The organism is Clavibacter sp. VKM Ac-2873, assembly GCF_015351075.1.
In the GTDB taxonomy this organism is placed as follows: Bacteria; Actinomycetota; Actinomycetes; order Actinomycetales; family Microbacteriaceae; genus Clavibacter.
Map to the genome: position 1 here is coordinate 24,689 of NZ_JADKRS010000002.1, position 16,747 is coordinate 41,435.

Annotated in this window: 17 protein-coding genes; 6 read left to right on the forward strand and 11 right to left on the reverse strand. The window is 69.5% G+C overall.

The window, feature by feature from the left end:
• Positions 1-83: 83 nt before the first annotated feature.
• From ITJ44_RS07245 to ITJ44_RS07255, 3 genes are all read right to left on the reverse strand, one after another.
• The gene (locus ITJ44_RS07245) at positions 84-1,457 is read right to left on the reverse strand and encodes an AAA family ATPase (protein WP_194634158.1); all 1,374 of its coding nucleotides are present in this window, start codon (positions 1,455-1,457) and stop codon (positions 84-86) included.
• Positions 1,454-2,629 (reverse strand): DUF262 domain-containing protein, encoded by a 1,176-nt coding sequence (locus tag ITJ44_RS07250; RefSeq protein ID WP_194634160.1) that lies wholly within the window; start codon positions 2,627-2,629, stop codon positions 1,454-1,456. The genes ITJ44_RS07245 and ITJ44_RS07250 overlap by 4 nt, the downstream gene beginning before the upstream one ends.
• Before the next feature lie 650 nt (positions 2,630-3,279).
• A complete protein-coding gene (locus tag ITJ44_RS07255; RefSeq protein WP_194634162.1) occupies positions 3,280-4,023 on the reverse strand; it encodes a TetR/AcrR family transcriptional regulator in 744 nt (247 codons plus the stop codon).
• Between the two features lie 82 nt (positions 4,024-4,105).
• Here ITJ44_RS07255 and ITJ44_RS07260 point away from each other — a divergent pair, with 82 nt between their 5' ends.
• Entirely contained in the window at positions 4,106-5,677 is a 1,572-nt protein-coding gene (locus tag ITJ44_RS07260) for an MFS transporter (RefSeq protein ID WP_194634164.1), read from the forward strand.
• On the opposite strand, the gene ITJ44_RS07265 is transcribed toward ITJ44_RS07260, so the two are convergent.
• Positions 5,649-6,404 (reverse strand): DeoR/GlpR family DNA-binding transcription regulator, encoded by a 756-nt coding sequence (locus ITJ44_RS07265; RefSeq protein ID WP_194634166.1) that lies wholly within the window; start codon positions 6,402-6,404, stop codon positions 5,649-5,651. The two genes, ITJ44_RS07260 and ITJ44_RS07265, sit on opposite strands and share 29 nt — an antisense overlap.
• Before the next feature lie 54 nt (positions 6,405-6,458).
• On the opposite strand from ITJ44_RS07265, the gene ITJ44_RS07270 reads away from it, so the two are divergent.
• On the forward strand, positions 6,459-6,827 hold the full coding sequence (locus tag ITJ44_RS07270) for a DUF4406 domain-containing protein (RefSeq protein WP_194634168.1): 369 nt from the start codon (positions 6,459-6,461) through the stop codon (positions 6,825-6,827).
• A complete protein-coding gene (locus ITJ44_RS07275; RefSeq protein WP_370551645.1) occupies positions 6,820-7,812 on the forward strand; it encodes an alpha/beta fold hydrolase in 993 nt (330 codons plus the stop codon). The genes ITJ44_RS07270 and ITJ44_RS07275 overlap by 8 nt, the downstream gene beginning before the upstream one ends.
• A gap of 25 nt (positions 7,813-7,837) precedes the next feature.
• Here the strand turns inward: ITJ44_RS07275 and ITJ44_RS07280 are convergent, their stop codons facing one another.
• The 4 genes from ITJ44_RS07280 to ITJ44_RS07295 form a co-directional block, all read right to left on the reverse strand.
• Entirely contained in the window at positions 7,838-8,428 is a 591-nt protein-coding gene (locus tag ITJ44_RS07280; protein ID WP_194634170.1) for a dienelactone hydrolase family protein, read from the reverse strand.
• A 133-nt stretch (positions 8,429-8,561) separates the two neighbouring features.
• Positions 8,562-9,554, reverse strand: coding sequence for a MerR family transcriptional regulator (locus ITJ44_RS07285; protein WP_228494836.1), 993 nt, complete (start codon positions 9,552-9,554; stop codon positions 8,562-8,564).
• A 22-nt stretch (positions 9,555-9,576) separates the two neighbouring features.
• Entirely contained in the window at positions 9,577-10,314 is a 738-nt protein-coding gene (locus ITJ44_RS07290; RefSeq protein WP_370551646.1) for a HEAT repeat domain-containing protein, read from the reverse strand.
• Positions 10,311-10,535, reverse strand: a complete 225-nt coding sequence (locus tag ITJ44_RS07295; RefSeq protein ID WP_194634173.1) for a hypothetical protein — start codon at positions 10,533-10,535, stop codon at positions 10,311-10,313. The genes ITJ44_RS07290 and ITJ44_RS07295 overlap by 4 nt, the downstream gene beginning before the upstream one ends.
• 456 nt (positions 10,536-10,991) lie before the next feature.
• Here ITJ44_RS07295 and ITJ44_RS07300 point away from each other — a divergent pair, with 456 nt between their 5' ends.
• Positions 10,992-11,858 carry a M23 family metallopeptidase gene (locus tag ITJ44_RS07300; RefSeq protein ID WP_194634175.1) on the forward strand — a complete coding sequence of 289 codons (867 nt, stop codon included), beginning with the start codon at positions 10,992-10,994 and terminating at the stop codon, positions 11,856-11,858.
• A gap of 67 nt (positions 11,859-11,925) precedes the next feature.
• Here the strand turns inward: ITJ44_RS07300 and ITJ44_RS07305 are convergent, their stop codons facing one another.
• From ITJ44_RS07305 to ITJ44_RS07315, 3 genes are all read right to left on the reverse strand, one after another.
• Complete coding sequence (locus ITJ44_RS07305; protein WP_194634177.1) at positions 11,926-13,035, reverse strand: Gfo/Idh/MocA family protein; 1,110 nt, start codon at positions 13,033-13,035, stop codon at positions 11,926-11,928.
• Positions 13,032-13,838, reverse strand: a complete 807-nt coding sequence (locus tag ITJ44_RS07310) for a sugar phosphate isomerase/epimerase (RefSeq protein WP_194634179.1) — start codon at positions 13,836-13,838, stop codon at positions 13,032-13,034. Before ITJ44_RS07310 ends, ITJ44_RS07305 begins: the two co-directional genes overlap by 4 nt.
• Positions 13,839-14,090: 252 nt before the next feature.
• Positions 14,091-14,870 (reverse strand): DUF1883 domain-containing protein, encoded by a 780-nt coding sequence (locus ITJ44_RS07315; protein ID WP_194634181.1) that lies wholly within the window; start codon positions 14,868-14,870, stop codon positions 14,091-14,093.
• 236 nt (positions 14,871-15,106) lie between these two features.
• Between ITJ44_RS07315 and ITJ44_RS07320 the strand changes: the two genes are divergently transcribed.
• Together ITJ44_RS07320 and ITJ44_RS07325 are read left to right on the forward strand one after the other, a co-directional pair.
• Complete coding sequence (locus tag ITJ44_RS07320) at positions 15,107-15,496, forward strand: VOC family protein (protein ID WP_194634183.1); 390 nt, start codon at positions 15,107-15,109, stop codon at positions 15,494-15,496.
• Between the two features lie 95 nt (positions 15,497-15,591).
• On the forward strand, positions 15,592-16,656 hold the full coding sequence (locus ITJ44_RS07325; protein ID WP_194634185.1) for an alpha/beta fold hydrolase: 1,065 nt from the start codon (positions 15,592-15,594) through the stop codon (positions 16,654-16,656).
• The last annotated feature ends 91 nt before the right edge of the window (positions 16,657-16,747 follow it).

The window sequence follows — 16,747 nt, forward strand, 5'->3', positions numbered from 1 at the left end:
AGGACCACCACAGAATATACTCGGTCGAGATTTTACTAGCGCTATGTCTTTGTGGGCGTTAGTACAAAGACGTGAATCGGCATTTATGCCGCAAGCCCGAGAGCCCGATGACAGTCATCGGCGAATTGCTTTAGTTCCACCTGCCCACCCTCGGTCGAGAGCCGAATGCGCCAGCAGTTTATAACGAGCTCATCTTCGGCCTGCCCGAGCCCTTGCGCTAGAATTGCTAGTCGATCGTGAGGATCCGTACCTATTGTTGCTTCTAATATATCACGCACGCGGTCGGGCGGGTAGCCATGTTCGATATTAACGTCGGCAAGAATGTCGATGGCCCCCTCCTCAGGAGACACTGAACCAGGAAGCGCGATCAGCATTGTCTTCGAGCTCTTGAGCTGCTCCCTCGCATCTCCATCGAGAACACCGACAAAACGTGACGTTGCGCCATTTACCTTTTGGGCCAAATCGCTGGCAGATATGACGCCTGCCGAATCCTTTGCCATCCAAACTTCCACAGCATCGTAGTCCGGAAAAGCAATATCAACCAGCAAGCGTCGAAGAAGCGCACGGGCGATCCGATCTTCGACAACAAAAACATATTTAATAGGTGCCGAGACACGCAGGGTTGTCCACAACTTGGCTTCCGATGCAGACTCAATACGACTATTGCCGTCGACGCCAAGGCGCACCATCACTTGCACCTCGACTGGAGTTCGAGATACTCCAAGGTAGCTATGCGAGGAAATTATTGTTGGCGTTTTGCGTTCGTTCGACCAGTTAGCCAGCATTGCAATAATTTTTGCGGACGAGTTCGGACTTAAAAACGCATCCGGTTCGTCCCAAAAGTACACGTCGCTAGCGCTTGCCTGTTTCATCAGCCAAAGAATGGTCAAGATGGATATTTCACCCCGACTTAGTTGATCAGAATCAACGGTTCTAGCGTACGATTCGACTCTGAAAACCGGAACGATCTCCGGACGGAAGGCGTGAGGATCGGCGCGGTAGGTGTCTACTTCAGTGTTATCAACTTCGGCGACAAAAATGGATTTATACTCACGACCCAGTACGAATGCGGCGTCCCGAACCTCACTGGCCTTAAACGCATAAAAACCGGCTTGATCTAGAAGATCCACGTAAGTCTCCTGTCGAAACAGTTTGACTTGCCTTTCAATAAGGTCAAAGAGGTCGATGAAATGACTATCTGCAGGCCGCGGGCCGACCCATTCCACACTTGCGCAAGCATCTTCAACGCCCGTAGTTTCACGATACAGTTCCCGCAGAAGACGAGACTTTCCGGAAGAATTGATTCCGGCGACCAGAGCAGCCCCACCCACTAGAGGCACGAATCCAGGCGAAAAACCAAGGCGGGTGTCTGTGATGCGTATCCCACCAATAGCCGTTTCACCAGACCAAGACTTGGAGACACGATTCCAGCTGTGTGCAAGTTGCACTTCCTTCATCGGAGCTTACTCCATTCAGGATGATCGACCAGGGCCTCCAGAACTGCGTCCGCGAAGCCTTCACGACCCCTGTGCACTTTCTGTCCCAAATATTGGACAAGGGGTTTTACGGTGCTTGGAAGGTGAACTCCTGAGTTGAAGTCTGCAATGGCCATCCATGCCACAGCATCGCGGGCCTGCACCGATAGGACATCCGTCACTCGAAGGCTAGCGCGATTTGCGTAGAGGGCTATCAAGGGCGCCGTTGTTGCGTCCGGCGCCAGGGAGGCATAGGCCTCGTCGACGTCGCGGCGCCCCAGGACAGCTCGACCGGCTTCCAGCAGATAGAGAGGCTGTCCGAGATTTATTCCTGATGCCGGCGTGCGCACCACCCTACTTGCGACCAATAGCCAGGTAAGTAGGGTGGCTTTATTCAGGCGCATTCGCTGCGGCATCCGCTTAAGAGCGTGTGTGATGGCTTCCATTGCACTTCCGACGACAGCTATGACATCGTCGTCAAACCCTTTGGAATCGCGGTAGAAGTCTTCCATGTTTCGCGGACTCAAGTCCGTTCGAAGAGTGTTCTGGTGCACATAGACGCAGGTTCGAGCGATGACGTCGTCGTATGCCATACGACCGTCACCGAAACCGAATAGTTCTCTACTCCAGCCGTATCCTTCGCCAAACACTACGAGGTGGCGAACCTGATCGCGCGTGCGCCCAGCCAGTGCATTTCGCTTTTCAGCCTGGGTCAAACCTGTAGGTAGATTTAGCCGAAAAAATAGCTCGTATGGCTCGTCGGGTGAGTAATCCGAGAGTCGGTAGCCGGATATTCTAGAGTCAAGTAGGCGGCGTTGTTGCTGAGACGATAGTTGTCCGAAGCTTTTGCCAGCCAGCGCTTGAGTTGCCTCATCCGTCGGAGGGAAGGCTTTCAACGGCCAATCTCCGTCAAGAAAATCAAAAATCGACTGCAGCCTTTGTTGCCCGTCGAGGATAGCTAGAGATTCGTCTTCGCCAACGAGAAAGTGGACAGGTGGAATGCGCCAACCGCGAATGAGGGTGTCAAGCAGACGTGCCTTTTTTTCTCTGTTCCACACTAGACCCCGCTGAAATGATGGCTGCAAGTCTAGACTGCCTTCGCGGTACCGGGCGTAGAGCGAGCGCAAGTCCGGATCCCAGCTCTCGACTTTCATGGTGTCTCCAATTGGTAAGTCTTCGCATGTAGCTTAAATCAAAAAACGGCTTGGACCCGGATGGCGAGCATGCAGGGAACCGCCGTGCTTAACGCGGGGCTGGTGGGATATTTATCGACGGATTATAGCGTGTCGCCGGAAGAGCCATCGACCATGTCGATAACCATAGTTGATACTCAGGCCCCGCTCAACCTTGCAATCGACTCGTAGGCAAGGTAAAAGACTTAGTCTTCAAGAAGATGTGCTGCACCATCTCTACTGCAACTCGACGCGGAGCGGCGCAACAATGGGCGATCAACCGGATCGATTTGCTTCCGCTCGATCTTCCGCAACCGCGTGAGCAAGGGCTTTAATGGCAGTGATGACTCTAGTACGCGATACCGGGTCACATTTCAGCTTAGGAGTAACGGGGGCACCAGCGACCGCTCGAGCATCAGGGCCGAGGCGACGGGATGCGACCGAAGCAGCGACTCGTCCGTAAGCAGGTGGGCGTCACCGTCGTAGAAGAGAACTTCCGGGCGACCTCAGTGACCAGTTCGCGCGCTCCGCTCGAGGTTGCTCTCGCCGGTGACTAACGGATCCCGCGACGTGCCGTGCACCGGCAACGGCAGGCGATGCCGGTCACTACGGCGTCGTTCGCGACGACCGGGTCACGACGCCGGCGGCAGCCCCGCCTGCTGGCGCACCCCGGCGAGCAGCAGGTCGAGCCCGGAGCGGAACACGTCGAGGTCGTCGTGGGTCGCCATCTCGGCCGCGGCGTCGTGGGCGAACGGGAACTCCTCGGGGTCGAGGTCCCGCCAGCGGTCGGCGAGCGTCCCCAGGTACCCCTCCCGGTCCAGCCCGCTCTCCAGGAACTCCTTCGGCGGCGGCTCGGCGAGGTCGGCCGCGACCCCGACCACGTAGCTGACGATGGACGACACCGCGTGGAAGCGCTGCCGCGGCGTGAGGTCGAGCCCCAGCAGCTGCTGGCCGATGCGGTCGTACATCCGCAGGGAGTTCGGCTGCAGCCCGTTGTTCCGGAGCATGTGCTGCCCGAACCAGAGCCGGCGCACGAGCTCGTCGAAGAGCGCCAGGGCGACGGCGCGCACGTTGTCGACCGGGTCGGATCCGCGGGTCAGCGGCTCCGTCTCCGCGAGGACCCGGCCCATCACCTCCTCGGTGCACCGCTCGAGCAGCTCGTCGCGGCTCGCGACGTACCAGTAGATGCTCGCGACGCCCCCGCCAAGCCGTGCCGCCAGGGCCCGGAAGGTGAGCGCCCGCTCCCCCGACTCGTCGAGGATCGCGATGGCCTCCGCCAGCACCGTGTCGAGCGAGTGCGACGCGCGCTGGCGTCCCCGTGCGCGGGCGGGCGCGGCGGTGCCGCCGCCCGTCTCCGTGGATCCGTCTGCCGCCATGGCTTGCATCCTACCGAACGCCGTTCCATACTATCGAACGTCGTACGGTTCTCGTACGGCGTTCGAGAGGAAGAGGATCCCGATGAGCACCCCCACGATCGCCTCCGCGCCACCCCGCGGCTACCCGTCCCTGCGTGCAGCAGCCATCCCGCTCGCCGCGCTCTGCCTCGCGTTCTTCGTCGAGATGGTCGACAACACGCTGCTCTCGATCGCCCTGCCGACGATCGGGCGGGCGCTCGACAGCGGCACGACGGGGCTCCAGTGGGTGACGGGCGCCTACTCGCTCGCGTTCGGCGGGCTGCTGCTCACCGCCGGATCGGCCGCCGACCGTTTCGGACGGCGCCGCGTCCTGCTGATCGGCCTCGCGGCCTTCGGCCTCATCAGCCTCGCCGTCGTGCTCGTCACCGACATCGGCCAGCTCATCGCCCTGCGCGCGGCGCTCGGTGCCGCCGCCGCGGCCATGGCGCCCGTCACGATGTCGCTGATCTTCCGCCTCTTCGACGACGAGAGGCTGCGCATGCGCGCCATCACCATCGTCATGGTCGTCGGCATGTCCGGGTTCGTCCTCGGCCCGCTCCTCGGCGGGTCGATCCTCGGCGCCCTGAGCTGGCAGTGGCTGCTCGCCGTGAACGCGCCCCTGGCGCTGCTGGTGTGGATCGGCGTCCGCACCGGCATCCCCGCCGACCGCCGCGAGGACCTCACCTCGGATCGCCTCGACCTGCCGGGCACGGCCCTCACGATCGCGGCGATCGGGCTCGGCTGCTACACGCTCACGAGCGGCGTGGAACGCGGCTGGCTCGCGCCCGTGACGGTCGCCTGCGCGCTGGGCTCGGTCGCCGCCGTCGCGGGCTTCATCGTCCGGGAGCGCCACGCCACCGCGCCCATGATCGACCTCGCGATCTTCCGCGCGGGGCCCGTCCGCGGCGCCGCGCTCACGCAGCTCGGGGCGTCGGTCGCGTTCGCCAGCATCATGTTCGGGCTGATCCTGCACTTCCAGTACGCGTACGGCTGGAGCCCGATGCGCGCGGGCTTCGCGAACCTGCCCATCATCGTCACGATGCTGGCCGCGAGCCCGATCGCCGAGCGCCTCGCCACGCGCCTCGGCCACCGCGTGGCCTGCCTCGTCGGCACCGGGCTCCTGGTGGGCGGGCTGGTCGGCATGGCGTGGGCCGTCGAGAACGGCTACCTCGCCATCCTGGTGATGATGGTCCTGTTCACCGTGGGCCTCCGGACCATCACGACCATCTGCGCGGTCGCCCTCGTCGCGTCGATGCCCGCGAACCGGACGTCCATCGGCGCCGCCCTCAACGACACCGCGCAGGAGCTCGGCACCAGCCTCGGCACGGCGGTCGTCGGCACCCTGATCGCGGCCCTGGTGACGACCGCGCTCCCGGCCGGCGCGTGGAGCGCCGACCTCATCCACTCGTTCTTCGCGGGCGAGCGCACCGCCTACCTCGTCGTCGCCGTCGTGGCCGGCGCGATCGCGACCGTGGGCTCGCTGTCCCTCACCGACTCCCGCGCGACCGAGGAGCCCGTGGCCGCGGCCGACGGGGCCGAGCCCGAGCCGTCCGATGCGCCCGGTGCGCCCGAGCCGTCGACCGCCGACCGCGTCGCGGACCGGACGGTCAGCGCAGCCGCGCCCCGGCCCGAGTGAGCGCCGCCTCGACGTCCGCGTCGAGGGGCGCGTCGGGATCGAGCACGAGACCCGTCACCTCGGCGAGGTCGAGCACGGGGAACGCGGAGGCGGCGCCGACCTTCTCGGCGCTCGCCAGCACGAAGGTCTCGGCGGACCGCTCGGCCATCGCCCGCTTCGTCGCGGCGTCGTCGAGCGAGCCCGTCGTGAGGCCGGCCTCCGGGTGCACCCCCGTCACGCCGAGGAAGCAGACGTCGGCCCGCACGCGACGGAGCGCCTCCGCAGCCAGCGATCCGCTCGCGACCAGGGAGTGCCGGGACAGGGTGCCGCCGACGAGCACGATCTCGACGAGCGGGTGCTCGGCGAGCGCGACCGCGACGAGCGGGCCGGGCGTCACCACCGTGAGCCGCAGGTCGGCGGGGAGGGCGCGGGCGACCTCGAGGGCCGTCGTGCCCGCGTCGAGGAGGAGCGTGGATCCGGGCCGCAGCAGCCGCACCGCCGCCCGGGCGACCCGCCGCTTGCTGTCCACCGCGATCGCCGCCCGCTCGCCGTGATCCCGGATCGCCGGCGACACGGGGAGCGCGCCGCCGTACACGCGCTGCAGCAGGCCCGCGTCGGCGAGCGTCCGCAGGTCGCGCCGGACGCTGTCCTCCGTCACGCCGAGCCGCGCGGCCGCGTCCTTCGCGACGAGCCGGCCGTCGCGGGCCAGCTCGCTGAGCATCCACTCGTGCCGCTCCGCAGCGAGCATTCGCATTCCTCCTGTGTTTTGCGCGTTCATGCGCGTTTCGTCTAGCGTACTCGGGTGACCGACCCGCAGCTGATCCTCATCGCCGGCCCCTATCGCTCCGGCACGGGAGGCGATCCCGAGCTCATCGCCCAGAACCTCGCCCGGCTCGAGCAGGCGGCCTGGCCCGTCTTCCAGCTCGGGCACGTGCCGATGATCGGCGAGTGGGCGGCGCTGCCGATCCTGCGGGTCGCGGCCGAGGCCGGGGCGGACACGGACAGCGGGCCCGACGTCATGTACGAGACCGCATCGCGCCTCCTCGCGCACTGCGACGGGGTGCTCCGTCTCCCCGGGGAGTCGTCCGGCGCCGACGCGGACGTCGCGATCGCCCGCCGCATCGGCCTCCCGGTCTACTCCGACGTGTCCAAGATCCCCGCCCGTGGCTGAGGCCGCGACCGCACCCCGGCCGCGCAAGCGCATGCGACGACCGCTGCGGATCACCCTCCGGATCGTCGCCGTGCTGGTGGCGCTGCCCGTCCTGACGCTGGCGACCACCGCGATCGTGAACGCCGTCGCCACGCCGCGCGACCTCGCCGCCATCGCGCCGTACGGCGAGCGCGTGCCCGTCGACGGCAAGGAGATGAACGTCGTCGACAGCGGCACGGGCGACCCCGGCGCGGAGACGATCGTCCTCCTGCCCGGCCTCGGCACCGCCGCACCCGCCCTGGACTTCCAGCCGCTCATCTCCGCGCTCGACGACACGCACCGGGTGGTCGCCGTCGAGCCGTTCGGCACCGGGCTGAGCGACCAGACCGACACCCCGCGCACGGCGGCGGCCATCGTCGACGAGGTCCACGCGGCGCTGCAGCACCTGGGGGTCGACCGCTACGTGCTGATGGGCCACTCGATCTCCGGCGTCTACGCCCTCGAGTACGCCGAGCGCTATGGCGACGAGCTCACGGCCTTCGTGGGCATCGACAGCAGCGTGCCCGACCAGCCCGGGTGGGACGCCCCGGCGGCGACGGACGGGCTCACGGCGCTCCGCGACCTCGGGATCCTCCGCGTGCTGAACGCGGTCGGCGGCGACGCGTACGCGGGACTCCCCTACGACGACGCCACGAAGGAGCAGATGCGCCTCCTCGCGACCCGGAACGCGACCGCCCCGACCCTCCTCGACGAGATGGACCGCGTGCCCGAGGCCTTCGCGTCGGTCAGCGGCGAGACGTTCCCGGCGGATCTGCCCGTCCTGCTCTTCGTCGTGCCGGACGCCGCGGGCGGCGAGGGCTGGGTCGCGCTGCACGAGGCCCAGGCGGCGAGCGTGGAGCACGGCGAGGTGATCCCGCTCGACGGCGACCACTACCTGCATCGCACGAGGTCGCCGGAGATCGCCGCCGCCACGGAGGAGTTCCTCGCGTCCCTCCCGGCCCGCTGACGGGGGACGCTGGCGGGAGGCGGCGTCACCCGATCCGGGCCAGCAGCTCCCGCGACCGCTCCAGCACGCGGGCCGTGGCGACGGGATCCGACGACGGAAGCGACGCGTCCGTGAACAGGTGCGCGTCGCCGTCGTAGACGAAGACCTCGGCGAGCTCGGGGCCGACCTCGGCGGCCAGCTCGCGCGCTCCGTCGAGGTCGCCCTCGCCCGCGAAGAACGGATCCCGCGCCATGCCGTGCACCTGCACGGGCACGCCGGCCGGCCACGGCCCGAAGGACCACTCGGCGGAGAGCGACACGAACGACTCGTAGAGGAGCGCGCAGCGGGCGCCCGGCCGGGTCTGCGCGAGGCGCTGGGCGATGGATCCGCCCCAGGAGAACCCGGCGTAGACCAGCTCGGCGGGCAGCCCGTCGAGGGCGCGCGCGGTGCGCTCGGCGACGACGTGGTCGGCGAGGCCCGCCATCAGCGCGAGGCCCGCCTCGATCGACTCGGGCAGCGCGCCCTCGAAGAGGTCCGGCACGTGCACCGTGTGGCCGCCGTCCCGCAGCGCGTCGGCGAACGCGTGGACGCCGGGGGTCGCGCCCTGCACGTGGTGGAACAGCACGATCTCGGCCATGGCGCGCCTCTCGTCGTCCGCGCACGGGCACGGATCCGGGCGCTCCCGTCGCGGGGCGCCGTGCCGCGAACCTACTCCGCGGCTCCGCTGCTCGATCGGCGCGGATGCGCGGATCCGGGACGGCGACGCCCGGTCACGATGCGGGCGGCCCCCACACGACGGAGTCCGTGGCCAGCTCCATGCACCGGAGGCGCGCCGGGGAGAAGTCGTAGGGCATCTTCGCGAACGCGTCCATCGCGCTCAGGGACCGGGCCGGCCGGCCGGACCGGCCGGTGCCGCCGCGGGCGTCGTCCTCGTCCTCGTCCACCCCGTCGGGGTGCAGCTCGTCCCACTCGTCGATGAGCTCCTCGTCGAGCCGCGGGAGGTCGGACGCCTCGATCGCCGCGTGCAGCGCCTCCTCGAACGCGCGCCGCTCGGCCGCGACCTCCGCCACGCGCGGATCGTCCACGGCGACCGTGTCGTCGAGCGCCTCCTCGGCGGCGTCGACCCGGTCGGACGCCTGGCGCAGGCCCGGCAGCGTGGCGACGGCGATGTACCGGGTGGCGTTGAGCGCCGCGACGAGCGGGCCGAGGCTCCGCTCCATGACCAGCAGGGCGTCGAGGTCGGCCTGGCGCAGGGATCCCTCCGGCAGCCCCTCGAGGCGGCGGGCGACGAGGTCGGAGAGGAGGCCCACCCGGCTGCCCCGGGCGCGCAGCCGCCGCACGGCCTCCCGCTGCCGCCGGAGCTCGACCTCCTGCGCCGCGAGGGTCGCCTCGAGCCGGCCGAGGACGTCGGCGACGTCGGCGACGTCGGCGTCCGGAGCCGCGGCCCCCGCGGCGTCCCCCGCCTCCGGGTCGGCGAAGGCGGCGCGGATGTCGTCGAGGGCGATCCCCGCGTCGGCCATCCGCCGGATCCACATCAGCCGGACCATGTCGGCGTACCCGTACCGGCGGCGGTCGTCGGCGCCCCGCTCGGGCTCGGGGATCAGGCCGATCTGGTGGTAGTGGCGGATGGTCCGCGGCGTCACGCCGACGAACGCGGCGGCGTCGCCGATCCGGACCCGGCGGGGTGGGGTGGGCATGGGGATCGGGGAGGCGCTCGCGACGGGGTCGCCCTCGGTCGGGTGGGTCTCGGCGGGGTGGGTCATGGGACCACCCGATCACATGACGCTACGGGAGGTGCAAGCCCGGCCGCCGGGCGAGGTGCGCGCCGAAGGAGGTGCGCCGGGCCTCGTCCATCGCGTCGTCGAAGCGGAGCTCCGGGTCGGCGAGCTGCGCGAGCACGGCGAGCGCGTGGATCCGCACGCGGGCGTCCGCCGCGCGCCGCGACCGCTCGAGCACCGGCAGCGCCGCCCGGCCGACGCCCGCGAAGGCCCGCGCGAGGCTCGCCTGCGTGTCGCGTCCGCCGCGGCCGAGCTGCGATGCGAGCTGCTGGGAGAGCCACCGAGCGCCGGCGGGATCGCGGTCGCCGTCGACGAGGCCCGACGACGTGCGCCACGCGGTGCGCGCCACGTGGTCGTCGGGATCCCGCAGCAGCGCCGGCGTGATCGCGGGCAGCGCGCGCCGGTCGCCGATCTTGGAGAGCGTGTGCAGCGCCTGGCTGCGCGCCTGCGGGATGGGCGAGGCGAGCTCGGCGATCAGCGGCGGGATCGTGATCTCCGGGTCGTGCCGGATCAGCGCCCACGTGAGCATCTCGCGCACGTTGAGGTCGGGCTCGACGCGGCAGCGGTGGATCAGGCCCTCGACGAGCGCGGGATCCGGCCGGGTGCCCGCGGTGAGCGCGGCCTGCAGCCGGGCGGACGCGTCGGGTGCGCGGAGGGCGGCGGCCAGTCGAGCGGCGATCTGGGCGTCGTCGGCGCGGCCCCGGCGCTGCGGGCGCTCGGCGTCGTCGTCGCGCGCGTCCGTCACCGCACGTCCTCGGTCGCCTGGAGCACCCGGTCGGGGTCCTCGAGCTGCCTGTCGTGGTGGATCCCCGGCAGCCGGCGGACGCCCCACCCGGCGTCCTCGAGACCGGCCGCGCGCGCGTCCGGCAGCACGGCGGGCGCCCCGGGCGCGCCGTCCGCGCCCAGCCCGTGGGAGAGACCGATGTGGCGCGCGCCGGCTCCGGCGGTGGCGCGGTGCAGCTGCATGGGTCCAGTCTCCTCCGACGGCACCCGTCGCCGGCACGGCGGGACGCGGGCGCACCGTGCCCGATCCGGGCCCCGTGCGACGGCGTGTACCCCGATCCCGCACGCGCACGCGCGTCCCGCGCCGAACGGCCCGCGGCCGCGGATCCCCACGGCGCCGGAGCTGTTCGGAGGGCGATCCGGGGGCGCCGGGGGTCGGCGCCCGGCCCGCCGGGGATCGGCGCCCGGCACCCGGGTGCCCGCGCGCACGGTGTTCGGCCCGGCCGAAGCACCTCGCCACGTCGTCACCTCCGAATGGCCGGTCGTGCCGGGATTCGGGAGCGCGTATCGGAGCGTCCGCAGTCCTCATTTGCGCCGACTACTGCGCCTCTCGGCACCCCGTCACGCTGGGCCCGCGCCGAACAGAAGGAGGACGCCATCCACGATGCAGAGACAGCGCGGACCATCACACGACGGAGCGTGGTGATCGGGTTCAGCACCGCCATAGCGGGCCTGGCGGTGACGCCGCAGTTCGCGACACCCGAGGCCGCCGCAGCCGCCACGCTCATCCCCTACCGATGGCCGTTCGACACGGTCATCCTCCCCCAGACCATCTACGGACAGCAATGGGACGCACCCCGTCCCAACGGCCGGCATCACGCCGGCGCGGACTTCAACGTCGGCAGCGTCAACGCCGGCACCCCCATCCACTCCATCGCCGCGGGCGTCGTCGTGCGGGGCGAGTACTCGCCGCAGCCCTCCGGGGTGCAGACGTACAAGTTCGGCAACTGGGTGACGATCCGGAACGACGACGGCATGTACACGACGTACGCGCACATGCAGGGCGCCCCGCTCGTGCAGCCCGGGGAGCGGGTCGCACTCGGTCAGCAGATCGGGAAGCTCGGCTCCACGGGGACGAACGTCTTCCACCTCCACCTGGAGATGCGGACGGGCGACGACGCCGGCTCCTTCACCATCCAGGACGACTTCGATCCCGTCCCCTACATCAATCAACGGCTCAGCATCCCCAAGCCCATCCCCACGATCGCCGTCTCAGCAGAGGCAGAGGAAGAGGAAGACATGTACATCACGCGAGCAGCCAACGGGACCGTGGCCGTCTTCGGCGGAGGATTCCGCTCCGACGGCGGCAACGCCGGACGGCACCAGTTCGGCAGCCAGACCGAGTACCAGCAGTGGCGCACGGTGCTGCTGGCCTACAACGACAACCTCGACAAGACCGGCCAGGATGCCCGCGGCAAGCGCATCGTCCCGCCCGCCGACCTCCGCGACGTCCTGGGCGTCGACGAGACGAACTGGGGCGTCATCTGCGGCATGTGGGGCGTCTGACCCACGCGCACGAACGAGGCCCGGCGCTCCTGAGCGCCGGGCCTCGTGTCGTCCTGCGGGTCGGTCGCTACAGCGTCGCCGCCGCCGGGTCCCAGTCCTCCGCGAGGGGCGTCGGCTTCCCGACGCTCGACGCGACCTGCACGACCTCGCGGCTCTCGGCCGCGTCGCGGATCGCGAGCAGCACGTCGAGCACGTGCGCCGCGACCTCGCCGGATGCGCGGATCGGGTCGCCGCCGCGGATGCTGCGCGCGAGGTCCAGCACGCCGGATCCGCGGCCGTACGTGGATCCAGCCGCCGTCAGCGTCTCCGGCTCCTGCTGCCCGAAGCGCCACAGCTGGCTGTCGCCCTCGAACGTGTTCGGGTCGGGGAGCACGATGGTGCCCTCGCTGCCCGAGATCTCGACGAAGCCCATGCGCGGCAGCGCGTTCTGGAAGCTGAACGTCGACTGCGCCGACTGCCCGCCCGCGAACGAGATGAGCGCCGCGTGGTGCGTCGGCACCTCCACCGGGAAGTCGGTGCCCGCGCGGGGCCCGCTGCCGATGGTGCGCGTGGTGCGCGAGGTCGAGGAGACCGCGCTCACCGTCTCCGCCGCGCCGAACGCGTGCACGAGCGTGGTGACGTAGTACGGGCCCATGTCGAACAGGGGTCCGGCGCCGCGCGCGAACAGGAACTCAGGGTTCGGGTGCCAGGCGTCGGGGCCGGGCACGTGGAACAGCGTCGTCGCGGTGAGCGGCTCGCCGATGTCGCCGCGGGCGATGGCGCGCATGGCCGACTGGATCCCCGCGCCGAGCACGGTGTCGGGCGCGCACGCGACCTGGACGCCGGCGGCCCGCGCCGCCTCGAGCAGGTCCTGGCCGGACTCGTGGTCGAGCGCCAGCGGCTTCTCGCTCCACACGTGCTTGCCGGCGGCGACGATGCGCCGGCCGACCTCGGCGTGCGTGGCGGGCAGCGTGAGGTTCACGACGATCTCGATCTCGTCCATGCGCAAGAGCTCGTCGACCGTGCCGTGGTGCGGCACGCCGTGCTCCTCGGCGCGCGAGCGGGCGCGGTCGAGGTCGATGTCGGCGACGAACAGGACCTCGAGGTCCGGCATCGCCGTCATGTTCTCCAGGTAGGTGCCCGAGATGACGCCCGCGCCGATGACGCCGACGCCGACGCGGCCGGTGCCGCCGGTCACTTGTCGTTCTCCTGCAGCCACGCGAGCGACGCCTGGATGCCGTCGAACACGTCGCCCGCGTAGTCGTCGAACTCGACGACGCGCAGCGCGTGGGGGGCGGCGGCGAGCACGGCGGCGACGTCGACGTCGCCCTGGCCCGCGGGCTCCTGCATCTTGAAGGCCTGCGCGAGCTCCGGCGGCACGACGAGCGCGGACTCCGCGCTCGGCAGGACCTTGGCGATCGCGTCGGAGATCTTGCCGTCCTTCACATGCAGGAACTGCACGCGGTCGCCGAGCTGGCGGAGGAGGGCGGGCGTGTCCATGCCGCCGACGGTCGACCAGAACGCGTCGAGCTCGAGCACGACGTCGGCGTCCAGACGCTCCACGAAGAGCTCGTAGATCGGCCGGCCGTCGACCTTGTTCGCGAACTCCCACTGGTGGTTGTGGTACCCGAAGGCGAGCCCGCGCGCGGCGGCCTGCACCTGCAGCTCGTTGACGCGGTCGGCGATCCGGTGCGCGTCGTCGGCGGTCTGCCAGCGCTCGGACGGGATGAAGGGGTCGATGACCGTCTGGATCCCGAGCTTCGCGGCGGCGTCGAAGGTGCGGGAGGCCTGGTCGTCGTCGCCGTCGATGACGGGCGCGTGGCCGGAGGGCGCGGTGACGCCGGACGCGGCGAACGCAGCGGCGAACTCGTCGGCGCGCTCGACGAACGCGTACGGCTCGACCTGCGTGTAGCCGATCTCGGCGACGCGGGCGACGGCGCCCTGCAGGTCCGCGGAGACAGCGTCGCGGACCGTGTAGAGCTGGACGGAGGGGGCGGTCATGGTCGCTCCTTTCAGGAGGTGACTGGTGGCCCTGTGTCCACCGCACGCTCCCGCCGTCGCGTACGACGGCTGAGCCACGATGCCCGCAGGGTTCGACCGGCGCGAGACGCGCCGTACGGTCAAACCTACCGGTGGTCGGGGTCGGGATCCCAGGGGCGCGGGCGGCGGATCCTGGTCAGGTCGCACCGCCAGCCGAGCCTGAGCTCCAGCGCGATCGACCCATTTAAATGGATACCGAGGCCCCGAAACAGCTCATCCCGCATCACTCACAACTTCAAAAATCTCACTCGCGATCTCATCAACGGTATTGATGGCCGTATTACGCGCGATTTTGTCGACTAATGATGGTGACTGTCTCGCGATGTCATCTCTTGAAATCTCGTGCCAGATCGGCAGCATTCGCTGGCCTCCATCTACACTTAGACCGATAATGCCATCAAGCTCATACTGCGGCCAGCCCTTGACGAAAAATGATTTGGAAAGCACGACCACGCCGAATGAGCTGTGAGCGAGTCCGTAGTCAATCTTCCTCCGCAAGCTGTCGCCTATCCGCAGCTCGGTCTTGTCGAGCCAGACTCGAAGACCAAGGATCCGAAGAGCTTCGGCTAACGGCTCCGCGACCGATGCCTTGTCCTCGCTGGCGTGAGAGATGAAGACATCCCAGGTCTCTCCCTCCTCGTCCGGGATGATCGGAGGTACTTCGTGTCGGATTGCACTCAGTGACGGCGCAGCAGCCGTCCTCGCCTGCGGAAGCGCAGGGGGCTCAATTGCGACAGTTGATCGGACCGACGTCGCCTTCAGACCCATGAGATCCACTGTGAGGTACCAGCTTCCCGTTCGGGGAACGACAATGCGAAAAGGCGACGCCTTGACCAACCCGCCGTGGAACTTGTGGGCCCGTCCGTTCTTGTAGGAGTTGAAGTTTGAGCTATCCATCAAGCGGACGTTCGCGGCTCTTGTTAACGTTACTACTACTGTCGCGCCTTTATCGAGCCGATTCCAGTGGTACTGAGTGAAGGGCAAGCCTGCCATCGCATTCCTCGCTTCATGCGACCCCCGCTTCGGGACCGCTTCTTCCATCTATGCAACCACAGGGGTCCGACACAGGCAGAAAACGCCTTGTTGCAAATTCACATGGCCGTCGAAGTTGAGGCGACAGTGCCGCAATAGCCGACCCCTGGAGCGGGGCGCGGAGGACGGATCCTGGTCGCGGCCCCCGCCGATGCCAGGCTCGCAGCACCCGCTCGACGACGAGAGAAGGAACGCGCATGAGGATCCGGCAGACGATCGTGGTGCTCGACGCACCGGACCTGGCCGCGGAGAGCGCCTTCTGGGCGGGGCTCCTCGACGGCGAGGTGCACGTGGGCGGTGACTGGCACTACGTGTCGTTCGACGCCGGATGGCAGATCGGGATCCAGCCCGCGCCCGACTTCGTGCCGCCCGTGTGGCCGGGCGAGGGCCCTCGGCAGCAGCAGCAGATCCACCTCGACTTCTACGTCGACGACCTCGACGAGGGCCGCGAGCGCGTGCTCGCCCTCGGCGGCCGCCTGCTCCAGCCGGCGGCGGACCCGACGGCACCCGACCGCTTCGACGTGTACGCGGATCCGGCGGGGCACCCGTTCTGCCTGTGCGTGTCGGGCGGGGACGCGCCGGCCTGACCGCACGTCGGGTCGGCGGACCCGCAGGCGCCGTGCCCTAGCGTGGACGCCTCGCGGATCGCACCCGACGACCCGCCCGCCGCAGGGGGCCCCGCATGACCGAGCACGGCAGCCCCGCGACGACCGTCCGCGTCACGCGCGTCGTGCACCGCGGCCTCACCGTGCGCATCAGCACCCTCGGCAGCCCCGACGGCCGCGCGTTCGTGCTCGTGCCCGGCATCGGCGTGAGCTCCGACTACTTCGAGCGCCTCGCACCGCGCCTCGACGCGCACGGCACCGTGCACGCGCTCGACCTGCCGGGCTTCGCGGGCGTGCGCCACCCCCGGCGGTCGCTCGCGATCCGCGAGTACGCCGATCTCGTGGACGCCGCGATCCAGGCGCTCGACCTCGACGACCCGGTGCTCGTCGGCCACTCGATGGGCACGCAGGTGGTGGCGGATCTCGCGGCCAGGCGCCCCGGGATCAGCACGCTCGTGCTGATCAGCCCGGTGGTGGATCCGGCCGCGCGCTCCGTGCCGGTCGCCGCGGCGCGGTTCCTGCGGTCGTCGTGGCACGAACCCCGCCGGATCCAGGTGCTCGCCGTCCGCGCCTACCTCGTCTGCGGGGTGCGCTGGTTCCTCCGGGTGCTGCCGCGCATGATGCGGTTCCCGATCGAGGACCGGCTGCCGGGGATCCGCGCGAGCGCCCTCGTGATCCGCGGCGAGCACGACGCCGTGGTCCCGCGTGCGTGGGTGGAGGAGATGGGCCGGCTGCTGCCGCGGGCGCGGGTGTGGGAGATCCCCGGCGCCGCGCACTCGGTGATGCACGACCACGCCGACGAGGTCGCCCGCCTCTGCGTCGCCCACCTCGAGCGCCCGCCGACCGAGGGCTCGACCACCGAGGACGCGTCGGCGGAGCTCCGCCGGTACCCCGCGGGCGAGGAGGAGCGCGACGAGGAGCACGCGGACTTCGCGCCGACGCTCGGCGACTCGCTCCGGGCGTTCCGCGCGCAGGTGGCCGAGGGCGTCGCCATCCGCCGCGACGACGACGCGGCGCTCGGCCGGGCCAAGACCGCCCACGCGGAGGCGATGGCGGACGCGGCGGAGCGGGCCCGGCGGCGCAGCGCGCGTCGGCGCGCGCGCACCCGCGGCTGGCGGGGCCAGCGCAGCCCCCGCGGCTAGCGGGGGGATCGCGTCCGGGCGACGCTCCCCGCGGACGTAACCGGGCCAGCCACGGGACGACGGTCGGAGCTCGAGCGCGGCTCGTCGCTAC